This window comes from Dolichospermum flos-aquae CCAP 1403/13F, from assembly GCF_012516395.1.
GTDB classification, from domain to species: domain Bacteria; phylum Cyanobacteriota; class Cyanobacteriia; order Cyanobacteriales; family Nostocaceae; genus Dolichospermum; species Dolichospermum lemmermannii.
In genome coordinates this window covers 4,061,657-4,084,976 of record NZ_CP051206.1, presented here as the reverse complement: position 1 = coordinate 4,084,976, position 23,320 = coordinate 4,061,657, and the positions used below count along the sequence as shown (strand labels likewise).

30 protein-coding genes and 1 other RNA gene are annotated in these 23,320 nt (G+C 36.0%); 15 read left to right on the top strand and 16 right to left on the bottom strand.

The features are described from left to right. Positions 1 to 291 precede the first annotated feature (291 nt). The 4 genes from HGD76_RS19675 to HGD76_RS19660 form a co-directional block, all read right to left on the bottom strand. Positions 292 to 666 (bottom strand): type II toxin-antitoxin system PemK/MazF family toxin, encoded by a 375-nt coding sequence (locus HGD76_RS19675; RefSeq protein ID WP_233466937.1) that lies wholly within the window; start codon positions 664 to 666, stop codon positions 292 to 294. Further along, the gene (locus HGD76_RS19670; protein WP_168696773.1) at positions 647 to 949 is read right to left on the bottom strand and encodes a hypothetical protein; all 303 of its coding nucleotides are present in this window, start codon (positions 947 to 949) and stop codon (positions 647 to 649) included. Before HGD76_RS19670 ends, HGD76_RS19675 begins: the two co-directional genes overlap by 20 nt. A gap of 193 nt (positions 950 to 1,142) precedes the next feature. Further along, positions 1,143 to 1,469, bottom strand: a complete 327-nt coding sequence (locus tag HGD76_RS19665) for a hypothetical protein (RefSeq protein WP_210967662.1) — start codon at positions 1,467 to 1,469, stop codon at positions 1,143 to 1,145. A 181-nt stretch (positions 1,470 to 1,650) separates the two neighbouring features. Continuing rightward, entirely contained in the window at positions 1,651 to 2,436 is a 786-nt protein-coding gene (locus HGD76_RS19660) for a glycoside hydrolase family protein (protein WP_168696772.1), read from the bottom strand. 361 nt (positions 2,437 to 2,797) lie between these two features. Here HGD76_RS19660 and HGD76_RS19655 point away from each other — a divergent pair, with 361 nt between their 5' ends. The 5 genes from HGD76_RS19655 to queF all read left to right on the top strand — a co-directional run bounded on the left by HGD76_RS19655 (position 2,798) and on the right by queF (position 4,829). Then, complete coding sequence (locus tag HGD76_RS19655) at positions 2,798 to 3,064, top strand: YciI family protein (RefSeq protein WP_015079290.1); 267 nt, start codon at positions 2,798 to 2,800, stop codon at positions 3,062 to 3,064. Positions 3,065 to 3,101: 37 nt separating this feature from the next. Continuing rightward, positions 3,102 to 3,198, top strand: an RNA gene (gene ffs, locus HGD76_RS19650) — signal recognition particle sRNA small type. Between the two features lie 25 nt (positions 3,199 to 3,223). Next, positions 3,224 to 3,625, top strand: coding sequence for a phasin family protein (locus tag HGD76_RS19645; protein WP_168696771.1), 402 nt, complete (start codon positions 3,224 to 3,226; stop codon positions 3,623 to 3,625). Positions 3,626 to 3,781: 156 nt separating this feature from the next. Continuing rightward, on the top strand, positions 3,782 to 4,204 hold the full coding sequence (locus HGD76_RS19640; protein ID WP_015079292.1) for a hypothetical protein: 423 nt from the start codon (positions 3,782 to 3,784) through the stop codon (positions 4,202 to 4,204). A gap of 169 nt (positions 4,205 to 4,373) precedes the next feature. Next, positions 4,374 to 4,829, top strand: coding sequence for a preQ(1) synthase (queF, locus tag HGD76_RS19635; protein ID WP_168696770.1), 456 nt, complete (start codon positions 4,374 to 4,376; stop codon positions 4,827 to 4,829). A gap of 48 nt (positions 4,830 to 4,877) precedes the next feature. Here queF and HGD76_RS19630 read toward each other — a convergent pair whose 3' ends face one another. Beyond that, positions 4,878 to 5,951 carry a glycosyltransferase family 4 protein gene (locus tag HGD76_RS19630; RefSeq protein ID WP_168696769.1) on the bottom strand — a complete coding sequence of 358 codons (1,074 nt, stop codon included), beginning with the start codon at positions 5,949 to 5,951 and terminating at the stop codon, positions 4,878 to 4,880. Positions 5,952 to 6,318: 367 nt separating this feature from the next. Between HGD76_RS19630 and HGD76_RS19625 the strand changes: the two genes are divergently transcribed. Further along, positions 6,319 to 7,047, top strand: coding sequence for an ABC transporter permease (locus tag HGD76_RS19625; protein ID WP_233466936.1), 729 nt, complete (start codon positions 6,319 to 6,321; stop codon positions 7,045 to 7,047). Between the two features lie 9 nt (positions 7,048 to 7,056). Here HGD76_RS19625 and HGD76_RS19620 read toward each other — a convergent pair whose 3' ends face one another. The 4 genes from HGD76_RS19620 to HGD76_RS19605 all read right to left on the bottom strand — a co-directional run bounded on the left by HGD76_RS19620 (position 7,057) and on the right by HGD76_RS19605 (position 11,302). After that, positions 7,057 to 7,752: a hypothetical protein gene (locus HGD76_RS19620; protein WP_210967661.1), complete on the bottom strand. Its 696-nt coding sequence runs from the start codon at positions 7,750 to 7,752 to the stop codon at positions 7,057 to 7,059. Then, the gene (locus tag HGD76_RS19615) at positions 7,745 to 9,226 is read right to left on the bottom strand and encodes an AAA family ATPase (RefSeq protein ID WP_168696766.1); all 1,482 of its coding nucleotides are present in this window, start codon (positions 9,224 to 9,226) and stop codon (positions 7,745 to 7,747) included. Before HGD76_RS19615 ends, HGD76_RS19620 begins: the two co-directional genes overlap by 8 nt. Positions 9,227 to 9,347: 121 nt before the next feature. Further along, positions 9,348 to 9,986: a Uma2 family endonuclease gene (locus tag HGD76_RS19610; protein WP_168696765.1), complete on the bottom strand. Its 639-nt coding sequence runs from the start codon at positions 9,984 to 9,986 to the stop codon at positions 9,348 to 9,350. Positions 9,987 to 10,066: 80 nt separating this feature from the next. After that, the gene (locus tag HGD76_RS19605; protein WP_168696764.1) at positions 10,067 to 11,302 is read right to left on the bottom strand and encodes an LL-diaminopimelate aminotransferase; all 1,236 of its coding nucleotides are present in this window, start codon (positions 11,300 to 11,302) and stop codon (positions 10,067 to 10,069) included. A 141-nt stretch (positions 11,303 to 11,443) separates the two neighbouring features. Between HGD76_RS19605 and HGD76_RS19600 the strand changes: the two genes are divergently transcribed. Then, positions 11,444 to 11,821 carry a nucleotidyltransferase family protein gene (locus tag HGD76_RS19600; RefSeq protein ID WP_148765882.1) on the top strand — a complete coding sequence of 126 codons (378 nt, stop codon included), beginning with the start codon at positions 11,444 to 11,446 and terminating at the stop codon, positions 11,819 to 11,821. A gap of 239 nt (positions 11,822 to 12,060) precedes the next feature. On the opposite strand, the gene HGD76_RS19595 is transcribed toward HGD76_RS19600, so the two are convergent. Beyond that, the gene (locus tag HGD76_RS19595) at positions 12,061 to 12,627 is read right to left on the bottom strand and encodes a thioredoxin family protein (protein ID WP_168696763.1); all 567 of its coding nucleotides are present in this window, start codon (positions 12,625 to 12,627) and stop codon (positions 12,061 to 12,063) included. Between the two features lie 60 nt (positions 12,628 to 12,687). Between HGD76_RS19595 and HGD76_RS19590 the strand changes: the two genes are divergently transcribed. Continuing rightward, a complete protein-coding gene (locus HGD76_RS19590; protein ID WP_015079300.1) occupies positions 12,688 to 13,092 on the top strand; it encodes an NIL domain-containing protein in 405 nt (134 codons plus the stop codon). Positions 13,093 to 13,240: 148 nt separating this feature from the next. Then, positions 13,241 to 14,224 (top strand): CHAD domain-containing protein, encoded by a 984-nt coding sequence (locus tag HGD76_RS19585; RefSeq protein ID WP_168696762.1) that lies wholly within the window; start codon positions 13,241 to 13,243, stop codon positions 14,222 to 14,224. Between the two features lie 16 nt (positions 14,225 to 14,240). Here the strand turns inward: HGD76_RS19585 and HGD76_RS25980 are convergent, their stop codons facing one another. Then, a complete protein-coding gene (locus tag HGD76_RS25980; RefSeq protein WP_267904276.1) occupies positions 14,241 to 14,363 on the bottom strand; it encodes a hypothetical protein in 123 nt (40 codons plus the stop codon). Between the two features lie 168 nt (positions 14,364 to 14,531). On the opposite strand from HGD76_RS25980, the gene HGD76_RS19580 reads away from it, so the two are divergent. From HGD76_RS19580 to HGD76_RS19570, 3 genes are all read left to right on the top strand, one after another. Beyond that, positions 14,532 to 14,744, top strand: a complete 213-nt coding sequence (locus tag HGD76_RS19580; protein ID WP_039204799.1) for a type II toxin-antitoxin system HicA family toxin — start codon at positions 14,532 to 14,534, stop codon at positions 14,742 to 14,744. Beyond that, the gene (locus tag HGD76_RS19575) at positions 14,734 to 15,192 is read left to right on the top strand and encodes a type II toxin-antitoxin system HicB family antitoxin (protein ID WP_210967660.1); all 459 of its coding nucleotides are present in this window, start codon (positions 14,734 to 14,736) and stop codon (positions 15,190 to 15,192) included. The genes HGD76_RS19580 and HGD76_RS19575 overlap by 11 nt, the downstream gene beginning before the upstream one ends. Positions 15,193 to 15,360: 168 nt before the next feature. Continuing rightward, the gene (locus HGD76_RS19570; protein WP_168696761.1) at positions 15,361 to 17,472 is read left to right on the top strand and encodes a S8 family serine peptidase; all 2,112 of its coding nucleotides are present in this window, start codon (positions 15,361 to 15,363) and stop codon (positions 17,470 to 17,472) included. Between the two features lie 125 nt (positions 17,473 to 17,597). On the opposite strand, the gene HGD76_RS25580 is transcribed toward HGD76_RS19570, so the two are convergent. After that, the gene (locus HGD76_RS25580) at positions 17,598 to 17,897 is read right to left on the bottom strand and encodes a hypothetical protein (protein ID WP_233466935.1); all 300 of its coding nucleotides are present in this window, start codon (positions 17,895 to 17,897) and stop codon (positions 17,598 to 17,600) included. 339 nt (positions 17,898 to 18,236) lie between these two features. Here HGD76_RS25580 and HGD76_RS19560 point away from each other — a divergent pair, with 339 nt between their 5' ends. Both HGD76_RS19560 and HGD76_RS19555 read left to right on the top strand, forming a co-directional pair. Then, on the top strand, positions 18,237 to 18,626 hold the full coding sequence (locus HGD76_RS19560) for a hypothetical protein (RefSeq protein WP_168696760.1): 390 nt from the start codon (positions 18,237 to 18,239) through the stop codon (positions 18,624 to 18,626). Between the two features lie 251 nt (positions 18,627 to 18,877). After that, positions 18,878 to 20,032, top strand: a complete 1,155-nt coding sequence (locus HGD76_RS19555) for an LptF/LptG family permease (RefSeq protein ID WP_168696759.1) — start codon at positions 18,878 to 18,880, stop codon at positions 20,030 to 20,032. A 105-nt stretch (positions 20,033 to 20,137) separates the two neighbouring features. On the opposite strand, the gene HGD76_RS19550 is transcribed toward HGD76_RS19555, so the two are convergent. The 3 genes from HGD76_RS19550 to grxC all read right to left on the bottom strand — a co-directional run bounded on the left by HGD76_RS19550 (position 20,138) and on the right by grxC (position 21,942). Continuing rightward, positions 20,138 to 20,905, bottom strand: coding sequence for a lysophospholipid acyltransferase family protein (locus HGD76_RS19550; RefSeq protein ID WP_168696758.1), 768 nt, complete (start codon positions 20,903 to 20,905; stop codon positions 20,138 to 20,140). Positions 20,906 to 21,017: 112 nt separating this feature from the next. Further along, positions 21,018 to 21,458 (bottom strand): tRNA adenosine(34) deaminase TadA, encoded by a 441-nt coding sequence (gene tadA, locus HGD76_RS19545; protein ID WP_233467265.1) that lies wholly within the window; start codon positions 21,456 to 21,458, stop codon positions 21,018 to 21,020. 163 nt (positions 21,459 to 21,621) lie between these two features. Beyond that, positions 21,622 to 21,942: a glutaredoxin 3 gene (gene grxC, locus HGD76_RS19540; RefSeq protein ID WP_148765859.1), complete on the bottom strand. Its 321-nt coding sequence runs from the start codon at positions 21,940 to 21,942 to the stop codon at positions 21,622 to 21,624. Positions 21,943 to 22,098: 156 nt separating this feature from the next. Between grxC and HGD76_RS19535 the strand changes: the two genes are divergently transcribed. Continuing rightward, the gene (locus HGD76_RS19535) at positions 22,099 to 23,196 is read left to right on the top strand and encodes an amino acid ABC transporter substrate-binding protein (RefSeq protein WP_168696757.1); all 1,098 of its coding nucleotides are present in this window, start codon (positions 22,099 to 22,101) and stop codon (positions 23,194 to 23,196) included. Here the strand turns inward: HGD76_RS19535 and HGD76_RS25975 are convergent. After that, entirely contained in the window at positions 23,193 to 23,315 is a 123-nt protein-coding gene (locus HGD76_RS25975; RefSeq protein ID WP_267904275.1) for a hypothetical protein, read from the bottom strand. The genes HGD76_RS19535 and HGD76_RS25975 overlap by 4 nt on opposite strands. Positions 23,316 to 23,320: the final 5 nt, after the last annotated feature.

The following is a 23,320-nucleotide window of genomic DNA, read 5'->3' as shown; positions in this document are numbered from 1 at the left end:
TATGTTAAGGCGATAGGCTGACCCCTCGTTCCAATACTATTAACATTAATCGAGAAGATTGGGTAGTCATCAAAGATTTTAACGGTGCGAGATAATTATTTTCCTTGGGGTTTAAATTTAAAAATATGCACCAAAACAGATTAATAAAATACCTATAAGTTGTGCTTTTCCAGGAAACTCATTCAGAATTAAAGGAGAAGCGATCGCTACGCCCGCCGCAGGCATCGCTCACATTACACTACATTTAGATGATTACAAGTTATCTAACACACGGTCGGGTGCAATGATTTGTTAGACCTCAAATTCGATTACAGTAGCAATGGAAGCTATAATTTCCAGCATTGTAATTTCAGAAACGCTCCCTAATTTACGAATAAACCTTTGTAAATCCGCTCCCCTTAGTTGGAGAGTATCAATTGCAGAATCTTTATTCAATCTATTGATACTGTTAGGTTCAATTTTAACGTGCCAGAAATTTGATGAAAAATATGTTTTCCAGTCTGTAATAGGAGCAATAAGCTTGATAGGAAGCTTTCCTACTGAATCCGAACTGATGACGACAGCAGGACGCACTTTTTTGATTTCTGCACCAACAGTAGGATCAAAGTTGACCAACCAAATTTCTCCACGTTTTGGCAGATCAGGGTTAATAGTCAATGATGTCACCTGCCATTAACTCTTGCCATTCAGAATCTTGTTGATAGTGAGAGAGCATTATATCAGCTTGACTTTCGAGAATATTCCTACGTTCAGTCATTGGTAACTTCAGAAAAGCAAGACGCTGTTTTAAGGATGGAGAGATATCTTCGGTGGTAGAAGAATGAGAACTAACTTCTTGAACCAAAATAACTACCTCAACAGTTTGTCCTACAGTCAGATATGGAGCTTGAATTTCAATTCTATTTCCTGGTAGGACTTTTGCTGTCGTGTACAAAGTTGATTTGACCATTTTTAGCCCTTTGTTTAAGTATTTTTATTGTAGTTTATAATATCGGCGATCGCACTAAAAATGATTAAGGAGTTGTTTTTCAGCTTGTAATGGGTCTTTTATGTTTAATTGACTTCTGGCTTTTACTATGAGCTCTTGGGTTTTAGATGCACCGTAAATCGCATTGAAAAAAGCTAGGAAACTAAACCACCCGTTAGCAAAAATTTGTGGCAGTATAGTCATTATTATAGAAATCATTAAGGTTTTGATTCAGCAACTCCGATTTTACATTATCTATCTCTATCTTAATATCACCAAAAGTGTAATTACCTTCTCGACGAAGATTAATCTTTCCTTGTTGTCTAAGTTTGTGGATTGCATTAACGGCAAATTGAACCGTATTATTAATACTAGGTTGAGATTGAGCAATTAAGATATTTTTATCTTTTATAGAATCTATCGCTTTAAATTCTGGACTATTTTGTGCTAGAATGCTGTGAATATTGCACCCAAATATAGAAACTATGACGGTGCTGGTCATTAGTAATTTATGCAGCTTTTTCATGGTAATCTCCTTAATTTTAGTGTTTCCCAGTCTATTGATACAAAGGCAAAACGACGAGTAGTAGAGACAATTATTCAGCATCCCAATGGTAATTAAATAGGATTCTTGTCATGTAAAGAGGTTTCGTTAAACCTCTTTGCAAGGATTGAATTATTAACTAAACAGGAGTTAAAAATAGTTTAGCTTCTGCTTGTCTTCTCCGTTTCAATCCTGCTTCTACATTGCTACCAGGATTTCTGTATTTTAGAAAAGTTTCTTCAATTTCATCCCACTTTTTATCTCTCAAAACTCTGGTTATACTTGAGAAATTGGAATTACCATAAAAACTAGCACCCAAGTTATAACCAAAGCTTAATAAAGCACCTTGTTGATTGGCGTTTAACTCATTCCAAACCGGAATTTTTTGCAGAGGTGGTAGATAGCTATTCTCTAGCTGAAGCATCAACAAATCATCTGCTTCTTGTTGAGTGATGCTTTCACCTAATTCCCAGTTACTACCATCTCTTTTTTTAGTAGTACCCCAACCAATAGTGATAGGTAAATTACCACTGAGAGGATCTCGATAAGCATTTAAATAACAACCTTCAAATTCTTTGATGAGAGGAACACCTGGAAGTGGTAGTTTTCCAGTTATCCCACCAAAACCTTTTGTAGGGGTGTTTAAAGTTGGAGATGATATAGATGATGCTGCGCTTGTTGTTGCTTGTCCAAGAGCATTATTTAAAGCATTTTGAGTATTTTTTCCGACTACACCATCTGCTTCAAGCCCTTTTTGACTTTGAAATTGTTTAACGGCTTTGACAGTATTATTGCCAAAATCACCATCTATTATTCCTGGATCTAGATTGAGTGCTTTTAAGATTTCTTGTAGTTGTTGAACTTTTTGTCCTTTCGCACCTTGTTTGAGAGTTTCGTTGCTATCGAGATTTAATTTGCTAGGCATGATGATATCCTGGTGACATTGATTTAATCAGTTTGGCAACAAGGAAAAAAGCCAATGCGAAATTTCCTGTTTACCTCTGGCAACAAGTAAATAATCTTCATACAATTAAATGTTCCTGCTCGATTTCCACAGTGCATTTCTTGTATATGAGTTTTTTATTTACTAGTTGTCTGTTTTTAGACTCATTTTATTCTTAACTTTTACTAACTAAGTATACAGTATAGATGTGTAAACAGATAGCGGTTTGTTCTGAAATATTACATAAATCACAAAAATATATGAATTAGCGGGAATACGATAACAAATCATGATATTTTAGACTAAATGAAACATTGCTAATCTAAAAATCCCGATCTGAAATATGCCTTGGTTTGTTAAAATTGAAACTGGTAAGCTTGATAAACCCACCTTTGACCAATATGTACCCGCTCACAGAGCCTATGTTCAAGAGTTGATTACTAAAGGACACAAAGCTAAAACAGGTTATTGGGCGCAAAAGGGTGGTGGAATGATGTTATTTGAGGCGGCATCAATGGATGAAGCACAAGCAATAGTATTGGCTGATCCCTTGGTACAGAACGATTGTGTCAGCTACCAATTATTTGAATGGCGAATTGTTGTGGAATAGTACACAAATTTTGAATTTTAGTGTTATGATGATGAAAGACCTGGATCTATGCAACTTCAACGCCCAAATCTTGTCAGGACCGGAAGGTAGCAGCAATAAGGGATGCTTGTGGTAGGCGTAGTCTCCGGGTCGCCTTATTTGTAGGAGCTTTCAGCAGCAATGCCTGGTTTTGGAGATATTGTACAAAAAGCTTTTTATCTCGGAGTTGGGTTAGCTTCTTACGCTGGCGAAAAAGCTGGCGGAAAATTAGCCGAACTGCGATCGCAAGTCCAAAAATTAGCAGATGAAATGGTGGCTAAAGGCGAGATGAACACAGAAGAGGCTCGTCGCTTCGTTGAAGATATGATGAAGCAAGCTCAACAGCAACCAACCTCTGGACAAACGCCTGAAAAAACACCCCCTTCCGAACCTCGTCGGATAAATATCATAGATGATGACGAAGAGCCTAGTATGAAAGAGGCGAAAAAAGAAAATAAAGAAAATGGCGATAACATAAATCATCTCCGCGATCAAGTGCTAGAACTACAGGAAGAGTTAAAACGGCTGCAACGCAAACCGTAAAGATAAAATTTTCACCTTGGGTATCAGTAACTTTTAATTCTAGAAAAATGACGCTATACCCAAGATGGTTTTAGTTGCAATTACTAACCGTAGACTCTATAACTTTCAGTCAGACGGCATTTAGCATCATGTTTTTAGCCTTTGAGAGTATAAGTTATGGAAGAGTGGCAAAAAGACTTAATAGACATGATCGAAACCGTGGCTGATGAAGTAGAGCAGTTCTTCCTCGGAGTGAATGACATGATAGACGCTTTTTTTGAAGTTACGGAACAGATTACTGAAGAAGTACAAAGCGCATTTGAGGCTGATATTGATACTTTAGCTACGTTGCACGAACAGTTTTTACAAGATTTAGCCGAACCAATTTTGGAGATTTACTGGGAACTGGAAGATATCACCGAAGATATAGATCCTGGTTTTCCATATCAAGTAGAAGCTACACTAGAAAAAAATGCTGCTTGTATTGGTTGTAGTAACTATCATGGCCAGGTTTATAGCGGTAATTTGTTAGTCTGTGCTATGCACCCTCATGGTTGGGATGATAAAAATTGTCCTGACTGGGAAAAAGAAATTGAGTAGACCTCTCCGAAAATGAATGTAGAGACGTTCTATAGAACGTCTCTACAAGGGTTTCAAACCACGCACAATTACCGGAGATGCCTAGTAAATAACTCATTAAGCTGGAGAGAAATGTTAAAAACTGTTAAGTTAATAATTGTGAATCTCTGCATTTCTTTTTACTAATATAATGAGTAACTTTGCACCTGAAACTGTATCTCCAGCAAGTCAAGAAATGAAATATGGTGAACGCGAAATTGCGGAAGGGAAATTAATTACATTTCCGAACCCCCGCATTGGGCGACGCTATCACGTTAATATTACTTTACCGGAATTTACTTGTAAATGTCCTTTTTCCGGTTATCCTGACTTTGCGACCATTTATATTACATACATTCCAGATGAAAGGGTAGTAGAGTTGAAAGCACTCAAGCTTTATATTAACAGCTACCGCGATCGCTATATCTCCCATGAAGAAACAGCCAATCAAATTTTAGATGATTTTGTCGCTGCTTGTGATCCTTTGGAAGTCACCGTGAAAACAGATTTTACCCCTCGTGGGAATGTGCATACAGTAGTTGAAGTCAAACATCAGAAAGGTGTTTATAGCAGGAGTCAGGAGTCAGGAGTCAGGAGTCAGGAGTAAGAAAGGCAGTTAGAAAGAAGTTCTCTGGGTGGGGAAACCCCACCCCTACTAACTCACTAAAGCAGTGCGAGAAAAACCATTTTGTCGCGCTAATTTTTCTGCAATTAGCTTTTGATAAACTGCTTCATAACCATCAGTCATTTGCTGAACACTAAAATGTTCTTCCACATATTGACGACAAGCGTAACGATTTAAACTCCTGACTTGATCAATAGCATTAATACATTCTTCGACATTATCACAGAGAAAACCTGTTTCCCCGTTAACAATCACTTCTGCTGTTGAACCCATTCGCATGGCAATTACAGGCGTACCTGATGCCATTGATTCTACCATGACTAAACCAAAAGGTTCTCGCCAAGTAATTGGGAATAAAGTTGCATAAGCACCACCCATAAGGGCATTTTTTTGGAGATGATTGGCTTCACCTAAATATTCAATTTGCTGACCATCAATATGCGGTTTAACTTTTTGTTCAAAATATTCCCAATCTACCAAATCTACCTTACCTGCAAGTTTTAACTTCCGACCAGTTTTTTTAGCAATTTCAATTGCTAAATGTGGTCCTTTTTCTAGAGACATTCTGCCTAAAAAAGCTAAATAAGATGGTTCTGTTGGTTGAGGATAAAATTCATAACTACTAACATCAATGCCATTATAAACAGTGTCTACATAATTTAATCCTAATCTGGGTTCTTTTTGAGAATTAGAGATACTAATATAAGGCTGTTTTCGACAATGTTTAAATATTTTTTCATTGTCTGGTGTGAAAATGCCATGTAAGGTATGCACTGTAGGAGTTGTTACCAGGTTTGCAGATGTTAATGTTGCGACTCCCATATGGGAATGAATAATATCGAAATCTGCGGCTTTTTCATAGACTGATGCTATTTGTAGAAATTCATAAATACTTGAATCTCTGATAGTAGAATCTAGCCTTAAAGCGCGGGGATGAACTGATATTAATTTGGCTAAAGTTAAAGAATCTCCTGATGCAAATAATGTCACTTCATGTCCTCGACGGACTAATTCATCAGTTAATAACCCCACTACCAATTCTATTCCACCATAAGCTGGTGGTGGTACTCTCTCCCACAGTGGAGCAATTTGAGCAATTTTCATTATCAATCTCCTAAAATATCCGATTTCTATTTCCAGTTATTTGAAAATAAATTGAATAGCTAACAGGAAATAGCTAAAAGTAAAAAAACCGCCCTTATTCATGATTGTACTACCAAATCTTATGCTTTATATTTGATATATTTTGTCTATCTGAGGTAATGTCAATGTCTGATACTTAAGAAATAAATTAGACAAAATATAATTGTTATATTTTGGATTTTGAACTTGACTTAAAAGACAAAAATAAGTATAATATATAACGATAAATAAATAGTTGCATATATTAGGTAAAATGAATATATACAAACAAATAAATAAACCGCGTGTTTCCTGGCAGGCAGTTTTTGCACTAGTTATATTTGTGTTTATGTACCTACCTATTTTGGTACTGGCTTTTTATAGTTTTAATCAGTCACCTTATAGTGCGAAATGGCAAGGATTCACCCTGGAATGGTATGGAAAACTATTTAATGACGAACGGATTTTATCCGGGTTATATAATAGTTTGTTGGTGGCTTTTTGTGCAGTAGGAGTTTCCGCAGTGTTCGGAACATTAATGGCTGTGGGGTTGGCACGTTATGATTTTCCTGGTAAGAAATTATATCAGGGAATTGCCTATTTACCCTTATTAATTCCTGATATTGCGATCGCTGTTTCTACGTTAGTATGTTTAGCAGCCTTTGCTATTCCTTTGAGTATCTGGACTATTATCGCTGCCCATATTGTATTTTGTCTATCTTATGTGGGTTTGGTGGTTTCTTCGCGCATGAATAATATTAATCCTCATTTAGAAGAAGCAGCATTAGATTTAGGTGCAACCCCCATACAAGCCTTTATTTTAGTTTTATTACCGCAATTAATGCCAGCAATTATTTCTGGGTGTTTATTGGCTTTTGTATTGAGTTTGGATGATTTTTTAATTGCTAGTTTTACTGCGGGAAGTGGGACTAATACCTTACCAATGGAAATTTTTAGCCGCATTAGAACGGGAGTCAAACCGGATATTAATGCTTTAAGTGTGATGTTAATTTCGATGACTGCTATTGTGGCTTTGATAGGGGAATTGATTAGAACTGCGGGGGAAAGGAGAGAATAGGAATTGATATTAATTTTTAGATAATAAGTCTTGTAAACTTATTGTTTTTTCGTCTTGCCAACAAAAAAATTTAACTTTAATTTTATCTTCCTTGTTTAAAATTGTTTCACAAGTTAATGATCCTGAACTATCATGATTGAATATTTCATGAAATTCTCTATCGTATTCACCTTTTAGATTGTTTTTTATATAAAATAAAATACCCTTAAAATCTATATATATTTCTTCTTCACTGTAACCTTTAGTTAAATTTAAGTGATTATTCAAAACTAGCAACATATATATTCTAGACATTGCACAGCTAAACTTGTTGCGAATTTCTTCTAATTTTTCATCATCTATACTAGATTTTAATTCAATTAAAAGAATCTTTAATCTATAACTACTTTCATACTTTTGTAAAACCAAAATAGCACATTCAGGAGTCGCACCACTAGTTGAGATACCAGATAGATTCTTTTCTAAATTAATTCTCCAAATTTTTTCTACTTTTGATTTATCATCAGAATAATTTAATTTATGAATAAAGACTTTTTTAAGTTTTACAGGAACAGTCTCTTCTTCAATTTCAATTATCTCATCTTCAGTCACAGGAATTTCAACAATAAATTCTTCTTTAGCTAAAGCTTTATGTAATTTATCTCTGAGAGAATGAACACTTGGTTTTTTAGGATTATTTAAATAAAATTTATTATTTTTACTCATCTTCAACCTCATCTTCTTGAAGATAAATATAATCAGTCAGAATGCGAAGTGAGTTATCTAAATTGTTTTCAACCTCTCTAAAGTTTCTAAAATAGATCCCATCATTACTACTTTCATAATCTATTATCTTATCACCTGTGAAAAAATAAACACCTACGTTGTCTTGTGATATAGAAATAGATGAATCAACATATTTTAATTTATTTTCCTCTATAATTTTTTTGACATTAACTCGACTTTTAAGAACATCCAAATATATATAGTTGTTAATAGCACTAGCTAACATAGAACTATGGGTTGTTATTAATACTTTATTTCCTGTTTCATTTTGAATAAACTGTATTAATATATTGATTAACTTAATTTGATTTTCAGGATGTAAGTTAACTTCTGGTTCATCTATCATTAAAAAGTTATTCTTTTCTAATGCCCAATATTTTAAATATAAATAGAGAGTTGTTAGTTGATTAACAGAAGAAGAAGCTAAATACATGGGCAAAGGTTCATCAACAGAATCTATTTTAAAATAAAGTTCTGCCACACCAATTCCTTCTGGACGAATAACTTTTATCTCACCTCCAAGAATTTGTTGTAGCTGTTCAACAAGATTGATATAATGTCCCTCAATATTTTCTTCAAGAGAAAAAAGTTTTTCAAAAACCTGATTCATAGGTTCTGTATATTTTCTTTTAAAATCTAACTCTTCAAGATCAGATAATTGAATATTTCCTTTCTTGCGGGGATTTTCCAGTAAATCTACCAATTTTTTGATATCTTGTTCACGTCTTTTTCTATCAACCTCATAAATATAACGATAGAATGTAGAAAAGAAAATTCTACTAGCTGCTAAGAAAAATGTCTCATGGTAATGTTTCAACATTGTTCTAATTATTGTTGCAATTAGAAAGAACTTTTTTTTATCCAGTAAATCTCTGTCTAAAGATTTTTTAGGAATTATTTCTTTCATACTCTCTGGTAATTGTCTCTCTATAAATTTATATATTAAATCTCCTTGATCTTTTTTAAATTCTATATATTCTAATGTATTGCCTTCATTATCTTTTATTTTGACAATTCCTCCAATTTCTTTTTCTCTTAATTCAGATAATTCAGATTTTTCATATTCAAAACGAATGACAATATTATTGAGTACTTGGGAATTTTTACCTATATTAAATATCTCTCTCTTAGTCTCTTCTTGCAAAAATAAACTATATTTATCCAAAATTTCTCCAATTAACTCAGAAGTAACTGCGACGTTATTTATATTTTCTACAATTTTATTATCAATTATTTCTACATTGGTACGTGCAAATTTATGAATTATATCTTCATTAAAAATTGCCCATAATAATTGAGCGACATAGCTTTTACCGCTATTATTGCGGCCAACAAAAACAAAAAAATCTTTCGATAAATCAATGGCTTGAGTATTGTTTTTAATCGGACCTAAATTTTTGATGATCAATTTCATATAAATCAACCTCTAAATTAGTTGTACTAACATTATACTTCAATCAACCCTTATTAACAAAATAATCTCTAGATTTTGATGTTTGATCTGCTGTTAAGTAATAATTGATACTTAAAATGGATTATATTTTTACTGCAAATTCTTCTAAAGCCTGAAAACTGCCTACTTCCCAACTCCTTTTGATCACATTAGGGATAATCTGAGTAATAGCTATATCTTCAAAATAGGGACTTTGATCAGATTTGATATATTTACCATTTTTCAACAAATAAATAGCCAATTTACCACTATCATATATCCATAATTCTGGAACTCCAATGGCTTCAGAAGCATCAAGAGTTGTTTTTGATGTCACATCAATTTCTATAGCTAAATCTGGTGGTAGATGATCAGGTTGTAACCTCCGCAAACCAATCATTTGTTGATAATTTTGAATATAAAAACAAGCATCTGGTTCAATTCCTGCTGTACCTTGTTTTTTAAAAGTTGTTGAACCAAAAGGTTGATATTTAATCCCTTTAGCTTTCAACAATATTTTAACAATATCAGAAATTAGATCTTTGGAAATTTCATGCTCAGGTAAAGGAACCATAATTTCTAAATTACCTTGATTATAGGCAATTCGTGAAGCTCTTTTTTCTCCCAGTTCTTGTAAAATCGCCTCAAATTCTTCCCAGCTAACATCTGGAATATTAATTGTACTACCAGGCGTTAATTGTATCTGACTAACGGCTTTGAAAACAGGAATAGCTACACTCATAGCATTTATTATTATTATTGATTGATTAAGTTTAACAAAATTAGGGTGGGAATGACCCACCACAAATAATTAAACTTGAATTACACCGTAAACTTAGCGGTAATTCGCTTCATAGCTTCTTCGACATTTTCCCGACTATTAAAGGCCGAAATACGGAAATAACCCTCACCCGCAGCACCGAAACCAGAACCAGGAGTTCCCACCACATTCACAGTTTCTAATAACTTATCAAAAAATTCCCAACTGGATAAACCATGAGGAGTTTGCACCCATACATAAGGTGCATTTACGCCACCATAAACTTTTAAACCTGCGTTTGTGAGTTCTTCACGGATGATTTTGGCATTGTCTAAATAGAAGTTTACCAAAGCTTTGATTTGTGCTTGTCCTGCTTCTGAATAAACTGCTTCTGCACCCCGTTGAATAATGTAGGAAACGCCATTAAATTTGGTAGATTGACGACGATTCCAGAGTTTCCAAATTTCCACATTAGAACCGTCAGCGGCTTTGGCTGTGAGGGTTTTGGGAACAACAGTTAAAGCGCAACGAGTTCCAGTAAACCCGGCATTTTTGGAGAAAGAACGAAATTCAATTGCACAATCTCTAGCACCTTCGATTTCAAAAATAGAATGAGGTAAACTAGGATCAGTAATAAATGCTTCATAAGCGGCATCAAAAAAGATAATTGAACCGTTAGCTTTGGCATAATTTACCCATGCTTGCAAATGTTCTTTGGTTGCAGTTGCACCTGTGGGATTATTAGGAAAGCAAAGATAAATTAAATCAACTTTTTGGCTAGGAATTTCAGCGGTAAAATTGTTTTCAGCAGTAACAGGTAAATAAACTAAACCACCATATTCACCTTTTTCATTAGCATCTCCGGTGTTACCTGCCATGACGTTGGTATCTACGTAAACGGGGTATACGGGGTCTGTAACGGCGATGATGTTATTTTTGCCAAAAATATCGAGAATGTTGCCGGAATCGCACTTAGAACCGTCGGAAATGAAGATTTCATCGGCTTCTATGGCTGCTCCCCGTGCCTGGAAGTCGTGGGTGGCGATTTTCTCCCTTAACCAATTATAACCTTGTTCTGGGCCATATCCTTTGAAAGATGAGCGATCGCCCATATCTTCTACAGCTTTAATCATGGCTGTGCGACAAGCTTCTGGTAAGGGTTCGGTGACATCACCAATCCCCAAGCGAATGATTTTAGCATCAGGGTTAGCTTGTGCAAAAGCATTTACCCGTCGCGCAATTTCTGGAAACAGATAACCAGCTTTGAGTTTCAGGTAGTTGTCGTTAATTGTAGCCATAGTAAATTTTGAGAAAAAAGACAATCATACACTATCTTACTTTGAGGACAGAAATAAAAATATCCCTGACTTCTTGAAGAAGTCAGGGATCTGAAACTTTAAGTTATAATTATTTTAGAAAATTCCCATATTTGAGAAACTATGAGTCTCATTAATGAAGCTACTAAACAACGAATTATCCAAGAGGTTTTAGAGGCTAGAAAAAATCGTCCTCAGTTTCTAGTCGCTATGCAAGAACGCCAAAAACAAGGTTTGAAAATTGCGCGACAATGTGCCAAAATCTTGAAAGAAAGATTTGGCGCAGAAAAAGTTGTCTTATTCGGTTCTTTATTGGATCATCAACAAATGAGTTGGCGTTCTGATATTGATTTAGCTGTTTGGGGTTTACCAGAAAAAGATTATTTTAAAGCAGTGGGTGTTCTTTTGGATATTGCTGAAGATTTTTCTCTTGATTTGATGGAAGCACAACACGCTAAACCTTATATTTTACCTGCAATTTCTCAAGGAATAGAGCTATGATTGCATTGAGAAAAAAAATTGCTGAAGAACTAATCAAGCTTGAATAATTGGTGAATAGAGTTAATAGATTATGAACGAATACAAAGATCCCCGACTTCTTCAAGAAGTCGGGGATCTGAACCTCCTTTCCTTTATAAATCAAATAGGATTGCTATATTTATGGAAGACATGAAAAAATTTGATGCTTTTTTAGTCAATAATTAAATAATACCAATTCCCAATTCCTAATCCCCAATCATCTAATTTACAACTTGGCTACCATGACTGCGAGGATCATCTTGATTTCCATCTGTGGCGACTGAGACGGAAAATTGGGAGGTTTTACCATTACCTTGAATGTGGGGAAGGGTAGAACCAGTAATTAAAGCTTCTAAATTACTAGCCATAATGGTGCGGGGAATATCACCAATGGTTTCAGCGATGGTTTCTCCTTGTTTACCCAAAAATACAAAGTGGGGAATGCCATCTACTCGATATTTGAGCATTTCTGGCAACCATTTGGTATTATCAACATTCAACATGACAAAATTCAGGTTGTTATTGTACTTTTCTCGGAGTTTGGCCATGTCGGGTGTCATCTTCTGGCAAACTGTACACCAATCGGCATAAAACTCGACTAGAGAAGGTTTTCCGTTGCTGAGGGCTACTTCTAAGGGAATAGCAGTTTTACCCAATTCCGCCAGGGAAACTGAGGTAGAATCAGTTTTAAGTCCTAAGAAGAGGGCAACTCCCAAAGCGATCGCTACAATGGCAATTAAGAAGTTTTTGATGCGGTTACTAGAATTTACAGGGGCTTGGGTACTCATAATCAATTTATTAAGACTTATTAACTTAGTTCATCATCTAGTTTACTGTTTTCTAACATAATGAAAAAAAGAGTTACCCTGACTTTTCCTAAACGGGCGATTCAAATGCCTGTTACCTACCGACTAGCAAAGGATTTTAATGTCGCTGCGAATATTATTCGCGCCCAAGTTGCGCCTAACCAAATTGGTAAACTGGTAGTAGAATTATTGGGAGACATTGATCAGTTAGATGCAGCAATTGAATGGATGCGATCGCAACATATTCATGTTTCCCTGGGTTTAGGTGAAATTATCATTGATGAGGATGTATGCGTTCACTGTGGTTTATGTACGGGGGTTTGTCCCACTGAAGCCTTGGCTATTAATCCAGAGACATATAAACTCACTTTTGTGCGATCGCGCTGTATTGTTTGTGAACAATGTATTCCTACCTGTCCCGTACAAGCTATTTCCACTAATCTTTAGATATTATGAGCAATTCTATTTGATTTGTGTATCCCTTACGGGAAATGGAGGTAACGAACCACAGAGACGCAGAGAGCGCAGAGGAAGAGAGGGAAGAGAAATACCTGTATCTTATTTGGGATTGCTATATTGCTAATTTTTTTTATTTATGAAAATTCCTTCAGAAACATCTATCAAAACTCTTGGTGAAACTGCACATCAAGCCATTGAAAAACATTTTGAAAAAACGATAAAATGGGAAAAAGCAGTTAAAAAAGACGAAGATCCAGAACCACTCCACCAAATGCGTGTGGGAATGCGGCGCTTACGAACTGCTGTTAGTAGATTCGAGAGATATTTATTTTTACCAAAATTAGTTAGTGATAAAAATATTGGTAAACTTGCTACAATTTTAGGTGGTCTCAGAGATTTAGATGTGCTTGCAGAAATCCTGGAAAAGAATTACAAACCGCATTTACTTGAAAAAGAACAAAAATCTCTAGAAACCGCTTTTAAGGAATTGCATAAACAACGAGAAATTGCCGTTTCTCATGTGCAGAATATATTTCAAGATGAAGTTTATAAATCTTTTAAAAATGAATGTGAACATTGGTTAGAAAATCCCAGTTATCAAAGTTTTTCATCAGTACCAATTTATCATGTATTACCAGATTTACTCTCACCAGAAGTTAGTGAATTTTGCTTACATCCAGGATGGTTAATTGGGACTAAAATTGTTAAATCAGAAATAGTAGTGCAAACAAAATGGACACCCAAGCAATTAGAAGAACATCTGAAAATAGAAGGTAAAACTTTGCATAGTTTACGGAAACAAGCCAAAGGTCTCCGCTACCAAATGGAGTTATTTACTGAATTATATGGTGAGTCTTTTACCGCACATCTTCATGATATTAAAAGCATCCAAGAAATCTTGGGAATGATCCAAGATAATATGGTTTTACATGAATGGTTAGAGAATATGTTCAAATCAGAACTGGATACTCAATTACATGGATTAACGACGCTACTAGCCGCAAATCGTTATCAATTATGGCAAGAATGGCAACCACTCCAACAACGTTATTTGCAAGCAGATACTAGATATAATTTGCATTTGGTGGTATTACAACCTATAGTGGAAAATGTTAAATAGGAACAAAGAGATTAATTCATGGTGTGTCTAATTTATGATAAGGTAATCGCTTAAATGATTTTTTCTGGTTGCGGATTTGCATTTCTGCTTCTTCCTGCATTTGTTCTGTAATTTTTTCGATTAATAAATTAATACTCATATTAGATTTAAATATCTAAGTGATTACATCTATATTATCCTACTTTCCGTTCTTTAGCTACATCATCACCAAAGAACATCTTGTAAATCCTGATATGGCTACCCTATCAGACAAACAAAATTAAGTTTTTTAGTTGACTATCGGACAAGATTGTCCGATAATGTCATTATGAAAGGAAGCGAGTTTATCAGAAAAGTGAAAAAGTTAGCAAAAGAGCGTGGTATTGAAGCTTACGTTGATCAAAAACGTGGCAAAGGAAGTCATGTAACACTCTATTTTGGCGATCGCTTTACTATAGTTCGCAACCCCAAAGATGAACTAAAAACTGGCACTTTCAAAGCAATGTTAAATCAGCTTGGAATTGAAGATCATGAAATTTAACACCGGGATTATTATGACTCAATTTGTATATCCAGCCTTGCTGACTGCTGATGAAAAAGATGGTGGATTTGTGGTGACATTTCCTGATTTACCAGAAGCCATTACTCAAGGTAATTCTTTGGAAGAAGCACTTAATGAAGCTGCTGATTGTTTAGAAGAAGCGATCGCTCTTCGGATTGATGATAAGCTAGAAATCCCCCAACCATCACAACCCAAAAATCAAGAATATTTAGTAGCCGTACCAGCGCAGACAGCAATAAAAGCTGCACTATATCTAGCAATGCGTGAAAAAGGTATTAGCAAAGTCCAGCTTGCTTCTACTCTCAATATCCATGAAAAGGAAGTAAGACGTATCCTAGATCCCCACCACGCCACAAAATTATCTACAATGGAACGGACTTTAGGGGTACTCGGACAACGAATTGAATTACAAATCACCACAAAATAGAATATATTCACAATATATTCGCCATTTTTTGTAGGTTCGGTTGACCCAAGGAAAGCCAACAAATGCGTTGGATTTTGTCCCATTGCTGTGGGAACATAAACGTTCTACAACCCAACCTATGAATCAAGGTTTTTTCAATTTGGCTAATTCCACCAATCCCCAATTCTTATGAGTAATAATATTAATCCTGCGAATTTTCCTGAATCAGATGTAGCAAATAACAGCCAGTCACTAATCTTACAACGGGGTGGTGAAGAGCTAATGCTAGAAAAAACGCTATATCGTTTTACTATCCGTCCCAATGCTAATTTCCGCCATGAAAAATTAACACAGATTCCTGGTAGCGTATGGCGGCGGAGTATTCCTCAAGCAAAATTAGAACTATATACGGTTTTTCCTAATCAGCTAGATGCAGTTATGTCTCAATTACGCAATGATGAAAATGTAGATTTTGTGAGTCATGTTTATACATTGGAAAATAATCCTGGTACATTTGTTTATCTCAGTGACCAAATTACCATTCAATTTGCTACTTGGGTAGATAATACTAAAATTAATACTATTACCAGTACATTGAATTTAGTTCAAGATCAACCAGTATTCGGCATACCAAATACCTTCATTTTTCTTGTTAGTAAACAATCCACACAAAATCCCGTTAAAATTACCAATTATTTACAAACATTGCCAGAAGTTTTAGCGGCTGAACCGAATATTCTCATTCAACAAGAACCCAATTATAAACCCAAAGATTCTCTTTATTCCCAGCAATGGTATCTCAATCATAATAGTAGTAATCAATTGGTAGCTGGTTCGCATATTTCCGTAGAACAAGCTTGGGATACTACTCGTGGTGTGCGTTCTATCGTGGTGGCTGTAGTAGATGATTCCTTTGATTTAAAACATCCAGATTTTCAAGGTACAGGTAAAATTGTTGCTCCTAGAGATTTAAAAGAAAATGATTTTTTACCCTTACCTGGAGAAAAAGAAACTAGTCATGGGACTGCTTGTGCAGGATTAGCTGTAGCTGAAGAAAATGGTTCAGGAATTGTGGGAGTTGCTCCTGGCTGTGCAATGATGCCCATTCGCACTACTGGTTTTTTAGATGATCAATCAATTGAAGATGTTTTTAATTGGGCTATAGAAAAAGGCGCAAGTGTAATTTCTTGTAGTTGGGGAGCTTCTGCTGTTTATTTTCCCCTTTCTATTCGGCAAAAAGCCGCCATTAACCGGGCTGCTACCAATGGACGCAAGGGGAAAGGATGTGTGATTGTTTTCGCAGCCGGAAATGCTAATCGTCCCATTAATGGGACTATAAATGAACAGAATTGGCCGAAAAATATTGTTCAAGGGAAGACAAATTGGTTAAGCGGTTTTGCTGTTCATCCTGATGTGATGACTGTATCTGCGTCTACTAGTTTAAATAAAAAGGCTGCTTATAGTAATTGGGGAGGTAATGTTTCTGTTTGCGCTCCCAGTAATAATGCTCCTCCAGGAATGTGGTTTCAAGAAACTGGTTTTGTTTATACACAACCGGCAATTGTTTCTTCTCTATTTGGATTGGGAGTATTTACAACAGATCAAATAGGTGCGGCTGGTTATGATGCTGGAAATTTTACTAAAAACTTTGGCGGTACTTCCAGTTCTACTCCCATTGTGGCAGGAGTAGCGGCTTTGGTATTATCAGCTAATCCTGATTTAACGGCTCAACAAGTTAAACGGATTCTGCAAGATACGGCTGATAAAATAGTGGATAATAACCCTGATCTTCAGTTGGGTGTGCGTGGTGGTACTTATGATAGTAATGGTCATAGTCAATGGTTTGGTTATGGCAAAGTTAATGCTGCTAAGGCTGTGAGACTAGCGCAGCAGATGGGTGCGGTTGCTAAAATTACGAATAAACAAATTCAGGTCAAAAATTCTCAAGTTGTGAATATTCCTGATAATAATAGACAGGGAATTAAAAGTGCGATCGCTATTAATGAAGCTGTCAATGTCACAGATATCCAAGTTACCGTGAATATCACCCATGATTTTTTAGGAGATTTAGAAGTTTATTTAATTGCTCCTAATAATCAGCGAATTCTATTACAAAGTCGCACATTAGGTCGTCGTAATCAATTACAAAACACTTACACAGTGCGATCGCATCCGTCCCTGAAACAATTACTTTCTTTACCCGCAAAAGGTAACTGGCAATTACAAGTCATTGACTACGCTGCCCTAGACGTGGGCAAACTTAATAACTGGGAATTAGTAATTGGAGTAGGTAATAAATAATTCGTAATTGGAACCGCTAATTGGTATATCAATTCCTATTTTAGTGAAGTACAAGCAATAATAATTAAACGCAGATGGACGCTGACAAACGTAGATAGTTTTGTACTTCATTAGACTAGGAAATGCTATATTTGGTAATTGGTAATTGGTAATTGGTAATTGGTAATTGGTAATTGGTAATTGGTAATTGGTAATTGGTAATTGGAATAATTGTTATTTTCTCTTGTCTTTTTCTCTTGGTTATTATTAATTATTTCTTCTGTTGGTAAACAATCTTCCCAATTCAATTCTAACTCTCTGCATATCCTTTTCAGGGAGTCAACTGAAATTGGTTGAGCCTGAAAAAATTTGGTAACTGTTGTTCTAGATAAATGATGTTTAGCAAAATTGGATTTTGATTCAAATCCTAGTCTAATTAAAGCCATTTCGGCCTTCTTTATACATTGACAAGAGGCTGTCACGGTAATTCTTTTCTTTTTTTGATCATTATTAGGGCTTCTCATCACCTAAAAACATATTATTACTGACAGTATTTATTCTCTCATAAAAAGTCTCTCATCATGTATCAACAAATCTTATATGCCTCTAAAATCCCTTTGAAAGAAGCAGATTGAATAATTAACAAGTGTCTAATATTACAATCAAAAACTTTTTCAACAACCTCTAAGTTAATCATAAAACAGTCACAAGACAATCATTACTTAGACAGGAGTTGAGATTTTTAGATTTAGAGTGGGATAAGTAAATCTATGTAAAACTACTTTATGTTAAGAATTTTTTCAACTCATGGGCTTTTTGGATTTCTACTGGTTGGTTTAATGATTACCTCCTGTGGTGGTAACACATCAAGTAATACTCCTAGTGGAGGAGGTGGAAATACTACCTCTCAAACTCAAACTCCTAGTGGAGGAGGTGGAAATACTACCTCTCAAACTCAAACTCAAACTCCCCCTAGAACTTTGACTGTTAGTGTTCCCTCACTGGGAACAAGTTATACAGTTACTGAAAGTACAACTTCTGGAGATATCAATACAGCAGCTACGGAGGGAGCAGGGGAGTGTGTAAACAGATTTGGTATCAGTCAAAGAAATACTACCTGTCAAGCTGAAGTACGAGCAGCAGCTAGTCAAGCACGTGATTTCATCCGCAGGTAAAGTGAAGCATAAATAGGACTTACGTAAAAACAAAAGTAGGGGTAATTTATGAATTACTCTTATGCAATATTTAGAGTAGTAGTAGGTTGGGTAGAGCGACAGCGAAACCCAACATTTCCAAAAATAACTTAACCAGCAGTTTGCGAAAAACAAAAATAAGATTAATAAGCGCACCACAAAATTTTTATCACTAATATCTGTATATCAAAATATCGTCAACTGCTGCAACTACATAACCAGCAAAATGATAAATGAAAAAAATAAATATTTTTCCTCGCATATCATTATTAGAGCGCTATTTAATCTCGGAAATTACCCCGATTTTACTATTTACCATAGTTATTGTTACTGTTGTTGCGGAATCAATTGGTATATCATTCGAGCAATTTAGTTTTCTCCTGACGGAACAAATATCTTTCGGTACTTTAATATATTTACACATTCTTAAAGTACCTGAGTTTATTGTTTTGGCTGTACCAATTGCTATTTTAATGACCACAATATTCGTTTATAATAAATTATCAATTACCAGTGAAATTATTGCTTTACAAAGTTGTGGAATAAGTTTGTATAAATTAATCTGTCCAGCGATTCATCTAAGTCTTATTCTTTCATTAATCCTATTTATTCTTAATGAGGGTATTGTCCCTATCTCTAACTATAAAGCTGCTATTACCTTAGAGGAAGTGATGAATATAAATAGATGGGATCTTAAAAGTCATCACATTGTTTATAAAGAATTAGCCAACAGAAATTATGAACAAATATCTGATAAAGATAATTATCTTAAATACTTCTTTTACTCAGAGAGATTTAGTGATGGAAAAATGCAAGAAGTTACCTTATTAATTAGAGATAATCGGGGATTGAAGGTAATTATAAAATCTAAATTTGCTGAATGGAATGAAGGAAACAAATATTGGTTTTTTTATAATGGTGTCAAGAGTATAATTAATCCAGATGGTTCTTATGGTCAGGGAATTAAATTTGATGAAATTCGCCTTAATCTTTCTAGTATATCTCGGCAATTTCAACTAGATAGGGAAAAATTAGATCATAGAGAAATGAATATATTTCAAATTTATCAACGATTGTTAGTTGCAAAAAAAGCAGGAGATATCCCGAATCTAATCAAATTACAAGTTAATCTTCAAAAAAGATTTACCCTACCTATTTCCTGCGCTGTATTGGCTTTCTTGGGTACAGCTATAGGAATTAATTTGCAACCAAGGATTAAATATAATAGTTTTACAGTTACTTTAGTAATTCTGGGGTTAATGAAAATATTTGAGGCGGTTATTAATGCTTTAATTATTTCAGGAAATATCTACAGTTATGTAATATGGCTACCAAATATTTTGGCTACAGGTTTTAGCTTTTACATATTAACTGAAAAAAATTCCTGAAATCGGATTATATTTGTTAAATACCTGTAAGTAATGGGAACTAGGGGAGGAATTTTGCTGATTGTAACTTATGAATGGGCGCAAGCCCTGCGCCCCTACCTGATTTTAATTATGAATTTTTGCAAAAATGCGATCGCTAATTTTTACTTCTTGATGACTTAATTGTTTTAATTTATGGGTTAAATCTGCCGTCAGCCTTTTGGCTTCTAGTTTTAAATTTCCATTCATATAATCTGCGGCTTTGATAGGTTCACCAATATGAATACTCACATCAGTACCCCAATGAGGATAGGGTTCACTGTAATGGATACCGACAGGAATAACTTTAATATCTAATCCTGGATAGGTAGATTCAGCCGTCACAGCTAAACGAGCGATTCCCGGCTTCAGGGGATGAAGTTGACCATCACGATGAATGCCACCTTCGGGATAAATAACTAACATTTCCCCCTGCTGCATTAACTCTACCGTATGCCGGAGAGTTGCGATCGCTGGACGTTCAATATTCACAGGAAAACCCCCCATTCGCAGCACCAACCAACCTTGCAACCCCTGACATTCATTACTCGTTACCATAAATCGCATATCTCTACCCGTCACACAACGACCAGTAGCATAGGGCAAAACCAAGGAATCCCAGCGGGAACGATGGGTAGGGGCAAGAATTACCGGTCCACTTGTAGGAATATTTTCTCTTCCAGTCACCTTAATATGCCCAAAGAAAGATGGCAAAACCATGTAGTGTCCTAGAAGATAAGCAACACGGATTAACCAAGGCGAAACCCGCGAGGTATTCTGAAGCACCGAAGGATTTACAGGCGTATTTTTAGTTTGAGAATGGCGGTTGGTAGAAGCAAAGTATGATTTGATCATAACGGTGGCTGATTTTTTGGCGAATAAAAGATGACACACACTTGATTATGTCCACCGTAGATTTTCTTGGGTAACTTGTGTTTTCCCATTTGGACAGTTTTATCTGTGTCTGTTATTTTTGTTGACGTTGGGTAGCAAACCAATTTTGTAATTGTTCTCGACAGTCTGATTCTAGAATACCTCCTAGCACTTTCAGACGGTGATTAGAGGCTGGATGATCAGGGATGTTAATAACAGTACGAATTGCGCCAGTTTTGGTATCGTCCACGCCATAGATCAATTTTCCCAATCGGGCATGAACTATCGCACCGGCACACATCGGACAGGGTTCTAGAGTGACATATAAAGTGCATTGATGCAAGCGCCAACTTTGTAAAATTTGACTAGCAGCCCGAATCGCGATAATTTCTGCGTGTGCAGTCGGATCTTGATCTCGCTCTTTGCGATTTTCACCCACAGCAACCAATTGATTATCTGTGTCAACAATCACAGCCCCCACAGGAACTTCACCAGCATCACCCGCCACCCGTGCCAATTCCAGGGCGTGATTCATCCATTTTCGATGTTGTAAATATTCTGGGTGTTCAAGCATTGGGGGAAGGAGTCAGGAGTTCAGGAGTCACCGAGTCAGGAGTTCAGTAGAAGGAAGAAAGGAGGAAGGAGGAAGGAGGAAGGAGGAAGAAGGAAATTACCAATTACCAATTACCAATTACCCATTACCCATTACCCGCAACCTCAAATAACAGAGGGTCAAGTTGAGCTTTTGCATCTAATTGATACAGGTCATCACAACCGCCAATATGTTGATTATTAATAAAAATTTGGGGGACGCTACGGCGGCCGTCGGCGCGTTCTGCCATATTTGATCTGGCTGTTTCGTCGCCATCAATTTTGTACTCGGTGAAATTAACACCTTTCCACCATAGTAGCATTTTAGCGCGGATGCAGTAGGGGCAAGTTTGCCAAGTGTAAATTTCTACATTGGCTTTGATTTGCTCTGGATGGCGACCGAGAAGAGAGTTGAGAAAATTTAGCATATTCTTAATTAAGAGGTTTTCTTGTAATTAAATCTCATCTACAGAAATCCAGTTTAATAGCTGGAGTGCCGTTAGTCATACTCCTAAGAGGATATATTTGCCACGAGTATCAATAAATGTTTCAATTATAAAGAAGATTCTTGAGAAAAAACAATTATGAAATTTAGTAAATTATCTGTCATTTTACAGGGGATAGGGATGCCTTTAGCGATCGCCCCTTTAATCATAATTCTGAGTGGCTGTAATGATCAACCACAAAATAATACACAAAATCCCGTTAGCACCCCCCAAGGACAAGTTACTCGCGTTCTCTGGAATCGCATTAAAAGCCGTGGACAGCTTGTTTGTGGCGTTAGTGGTGAACTACCAGGATTTAGTTTTGTCGGCACTGACGGCAAATATAGCGGCATTGACGTTGATATTTGTCGGGCTGTTGCCGCAGCAGTATTTGACAATCCAGACGCGGTAGAATATCGCAATCTCAACACTAAGGAGCGATTTACAGCTTTGCAAACTGGAGAGGTAGATATTCTCAGTCGCAATACTAGCTGGACTTTTAGCCGTGCAACTTCCCAAGGTTTAGATTTCGCACCTGTGGTATTTTATGATGGTCAAGCCGTCATGGTGCGTAAAAATAGCAATATTAAATCTATCAAAGACCTGAAAGACAAAGCCATTTGTGTGCAAACTGGAACTACTACTGAACAAAATTTAGCAGACCAAATGCGGAAACGGGGAATTACTTATAAACCCGTTGTTTTTGAAGATGTGAATATCACCTTTGCCACTTATGCAGAAGGACGTTGTGATGCTGTCACCACAGACCGTTCTGCACTGGTTTCTCGACGGACAACCTTACCTAAGCCAGAAGATAATATCATTTTAGATGATGTTCTTTCTTCTGAACCTCTAGCGCCAGCAGTTGCTAAGGGTGACAGTAAGTGGAGTGATATAGTCAAATGGACTGTTTATGCTTTGGTGAAAGCAGAAGAATTGGGAATTAATTCTCAAAATTTAGCCGAGTTTGCTAATAGTAAAGATCCCGATATTAAACGTTTTTTAGGAACAGAAGGAAACCTGGGCGAAGGAATTGGTTTAACAAAGGATTTTGCTGCCAAAATTATCAAGCACGTTGGTAATTATGGCGAGATTTATGATCGCAATTTGGGAGCAAAAACAAAACTAAATCTCCCGCGCGGACAAAATCAAATTTCCTCAAAAGGAGGATTACTCTATTCTCCACCTTTCCGCTAAAGAAGCAAAAGAACTTTATTATTATTAACAACTAACAACTGTACGGGCGAAGCATTTGGAGAACTATTTTTGGCAATGACCGACAATTTATCTTCCAAATGCTTCGCCCCTACTAACAACTAAC

Excerpts from the sequence above, each read along its gene's own strand:
- HGD76_RS19670 (WP_168696773.1), bottom strand. The coding sequence starts at position 949 with ATGGTCAAATCAACTTTGTACACGACAGCAAAAGTCCTACCAGGAAAT.
- HGD76_RS19665 (WP_210967662.1), bottom strand. The coding sequence starts at position 1,469 with ATGACCAGCACCGTCATAGTTTCTATATTTGGGTGCAATATTCACAGC.
- HGD76_RS19660 (WP_168696772.1), bottom strand. The coding sequence starts at position 2,436 with ATGCCTAGCAAATTAAATCTCGATAGCAACGAAACTCTCAAACAAGGT.
- HGD76_RS19655 (WP_015079290.1), top strand. The coding sequence starts at position 2,798 with ATGCCTTGGTTTGTTAAAATTGAAACTGGTAAGCTTGATAAACCCACC.
- HGD76_RS19645 (WP_168696771.1), top strand. The coding sequence starts at position 3,224 with ATGCCTGGTTTTGGAGATATTGTACAAAAAGCTTTTTATCTCGGAGTT.
- HGD76_RS19640 (WP_015079292.1), top strand. The coding sequence starts at position 3,782 with ATGGAAGAGTGGCAAAAAGACTTAATAGACATGATCGAAACCGTGGCT.
- queF (WP_168696770.1), top strand. The coding sequence starts at position 4,374 with ATGAGTAACTTTGCACCTGAAACTGTATCTCCAGCAAGTCAAGAAATG.
- HGD76_RS19630 (WP_168696769.1), bottom strand. The coding sequence starts at position 5,951 with ATGAAAATTGCTCAAATTGCTCCACTGTGGGAGAGAGTACCACCACCA.
- HGD76_RS19625 (WP_233466936.1), top strand. The coding sequence starts at position 6,319 with ATGTACCTACCTATTTTGGTACTGGCTTTTTATAGTTTTAATCAGTCA.
- HGD76_RS19620 (WP_210967661.1), bottom strand. The coding sequence starts at position 7,752 with ATGAGTAAAAATAATAAATTTTATTTAAATAATCCTAAAAAACCAAGT.
- HGD76_RS19615 (WP_168696766.1), bottom strand. The coding sequence starts at position 9,226 with ATGAAATTGATCATCAAAAATTTAGGTCCGATTAAAAACAATACTCAA.
- HGD76_RS19610 (WP_168696765.1), bottom strand. The coding sequence starts at position 9,986 with ATGAGTGTAGCTATTCCTGTTTTCAAAGCCGTTAGTCAGATACAATTA.
- HGD76_RS19605 (WP_168696764.1), bottom strand. The coding sequence starts at position 11,302 with ATGGCTACAATTAACGACAACTACCTGAAACTCAAAGCTGGTTATCTG.
- HGD76_RS19600 (WP_148765882.1), top strand. The coding sequence starts at position 11,444 with ATGAGTCTCATTAATGAAGCTACTAAACAACGAATTATCCAAGAGGTT.
- HGD76_RS19595 (WP_168696763.1), bottom strand. The coding sequence starts at position 12,627 with ATGAGTACCCAAGCCCCTGTAAATTCTAGTAACCGCATCAAAAACTTC.
- HGD76_RS19590 (WP_015079300.1), top strand. The coding sequence starts at position 12,688 with ATGAAAAAAAGAGTTACCCTGACTTTTCCTAAACGGGCGATTCAAATG.
- HGD76_RS19585 (WP_168696762.1), top strand. The coding sequence starts at position 13,241 with ATGAAAATTCCTTCAGAAACATCTATCAAAACTCTTGGTGAAACTGCA.
- HGD76_RS25980 (WP_267904276.1), bottom strand. The coding sequence starts at position 14,363 with ATGAGTATTAATTTATTAATCGAAAAAATTACAGAACAAATGCAGGAA.
- HGD76_RS19580 (WP_039204799.1), top strand. The coding sequence starts at position 14,532 with ATGAAAGGAAGCGAGTTTATCAGAAAAGTGAAAAAGTTAGCAAAAGAG.
- HGD76_RS19575 (WP_210967660.1), top strand. The coding sequence starts at position 14,734 with ATGAAATTTAACACCGGGATTATTATGACTCAATTTGTATATCCAGCC.
- HGD76_RS19570 (WP_168696761.1), top strand. The coding sequence starts at position 15,361 with ATGAGTAATAATATTAATCCTGCGAATTTTCCTGAATCAGATGTAGCA.
- HGD76_RS25580 (WP_233466935.1), bottom strand. The coding sequence starts at position 17,897 with ATGGCTTTAATTAGACTAGGATTTGAATCAAAATCCAATTTTGCTAAA.
- HGD76_RS19560 (WP_168696760.1), top strand. The coding sequence starts at position 18,237 with ATGTTAAGAATTTTTTCAACTCATGGGCTTTTTGGATTTCTACTGGTT.
- HGD76_RS19555 (WP_168696759.1), top strand. The coding sequence starts at position 18,878 with ATGAAAAAAATAAATATTTTTCCTCGCATATCATTATTAGAGCGCTAT.
- HGD76_RS19550 (WP_168696758.1), bottom strand. The coding sequence starts at position 20,905 with ATGATCAAATCATACTTTGCTTCTACCAACCGCCATTCTCAAACTAAA.
- tadA (WP_233467265.1), bottom strand. The coding sequence starts at position 21,458 with ATGAATCACGCCCTGGAATTGGCACGGGTGGCGGGTGATGCTGGTGAA.
- grxC (WP_148765859.1), bottom strand. The coding sequence starts at position 21,942 with ATGCTAAATTTTCTCAACTCTCTTCTCGGTCGCCATCCAGAGCAAATC.
- HGD76_RS19535 (WP_168696757.1), top strand. The coding sequence starts at position 22,099 with ATGAAATTTAGTAAATTATCTGTCATTTTACAGGGGATAGGGATGCCT.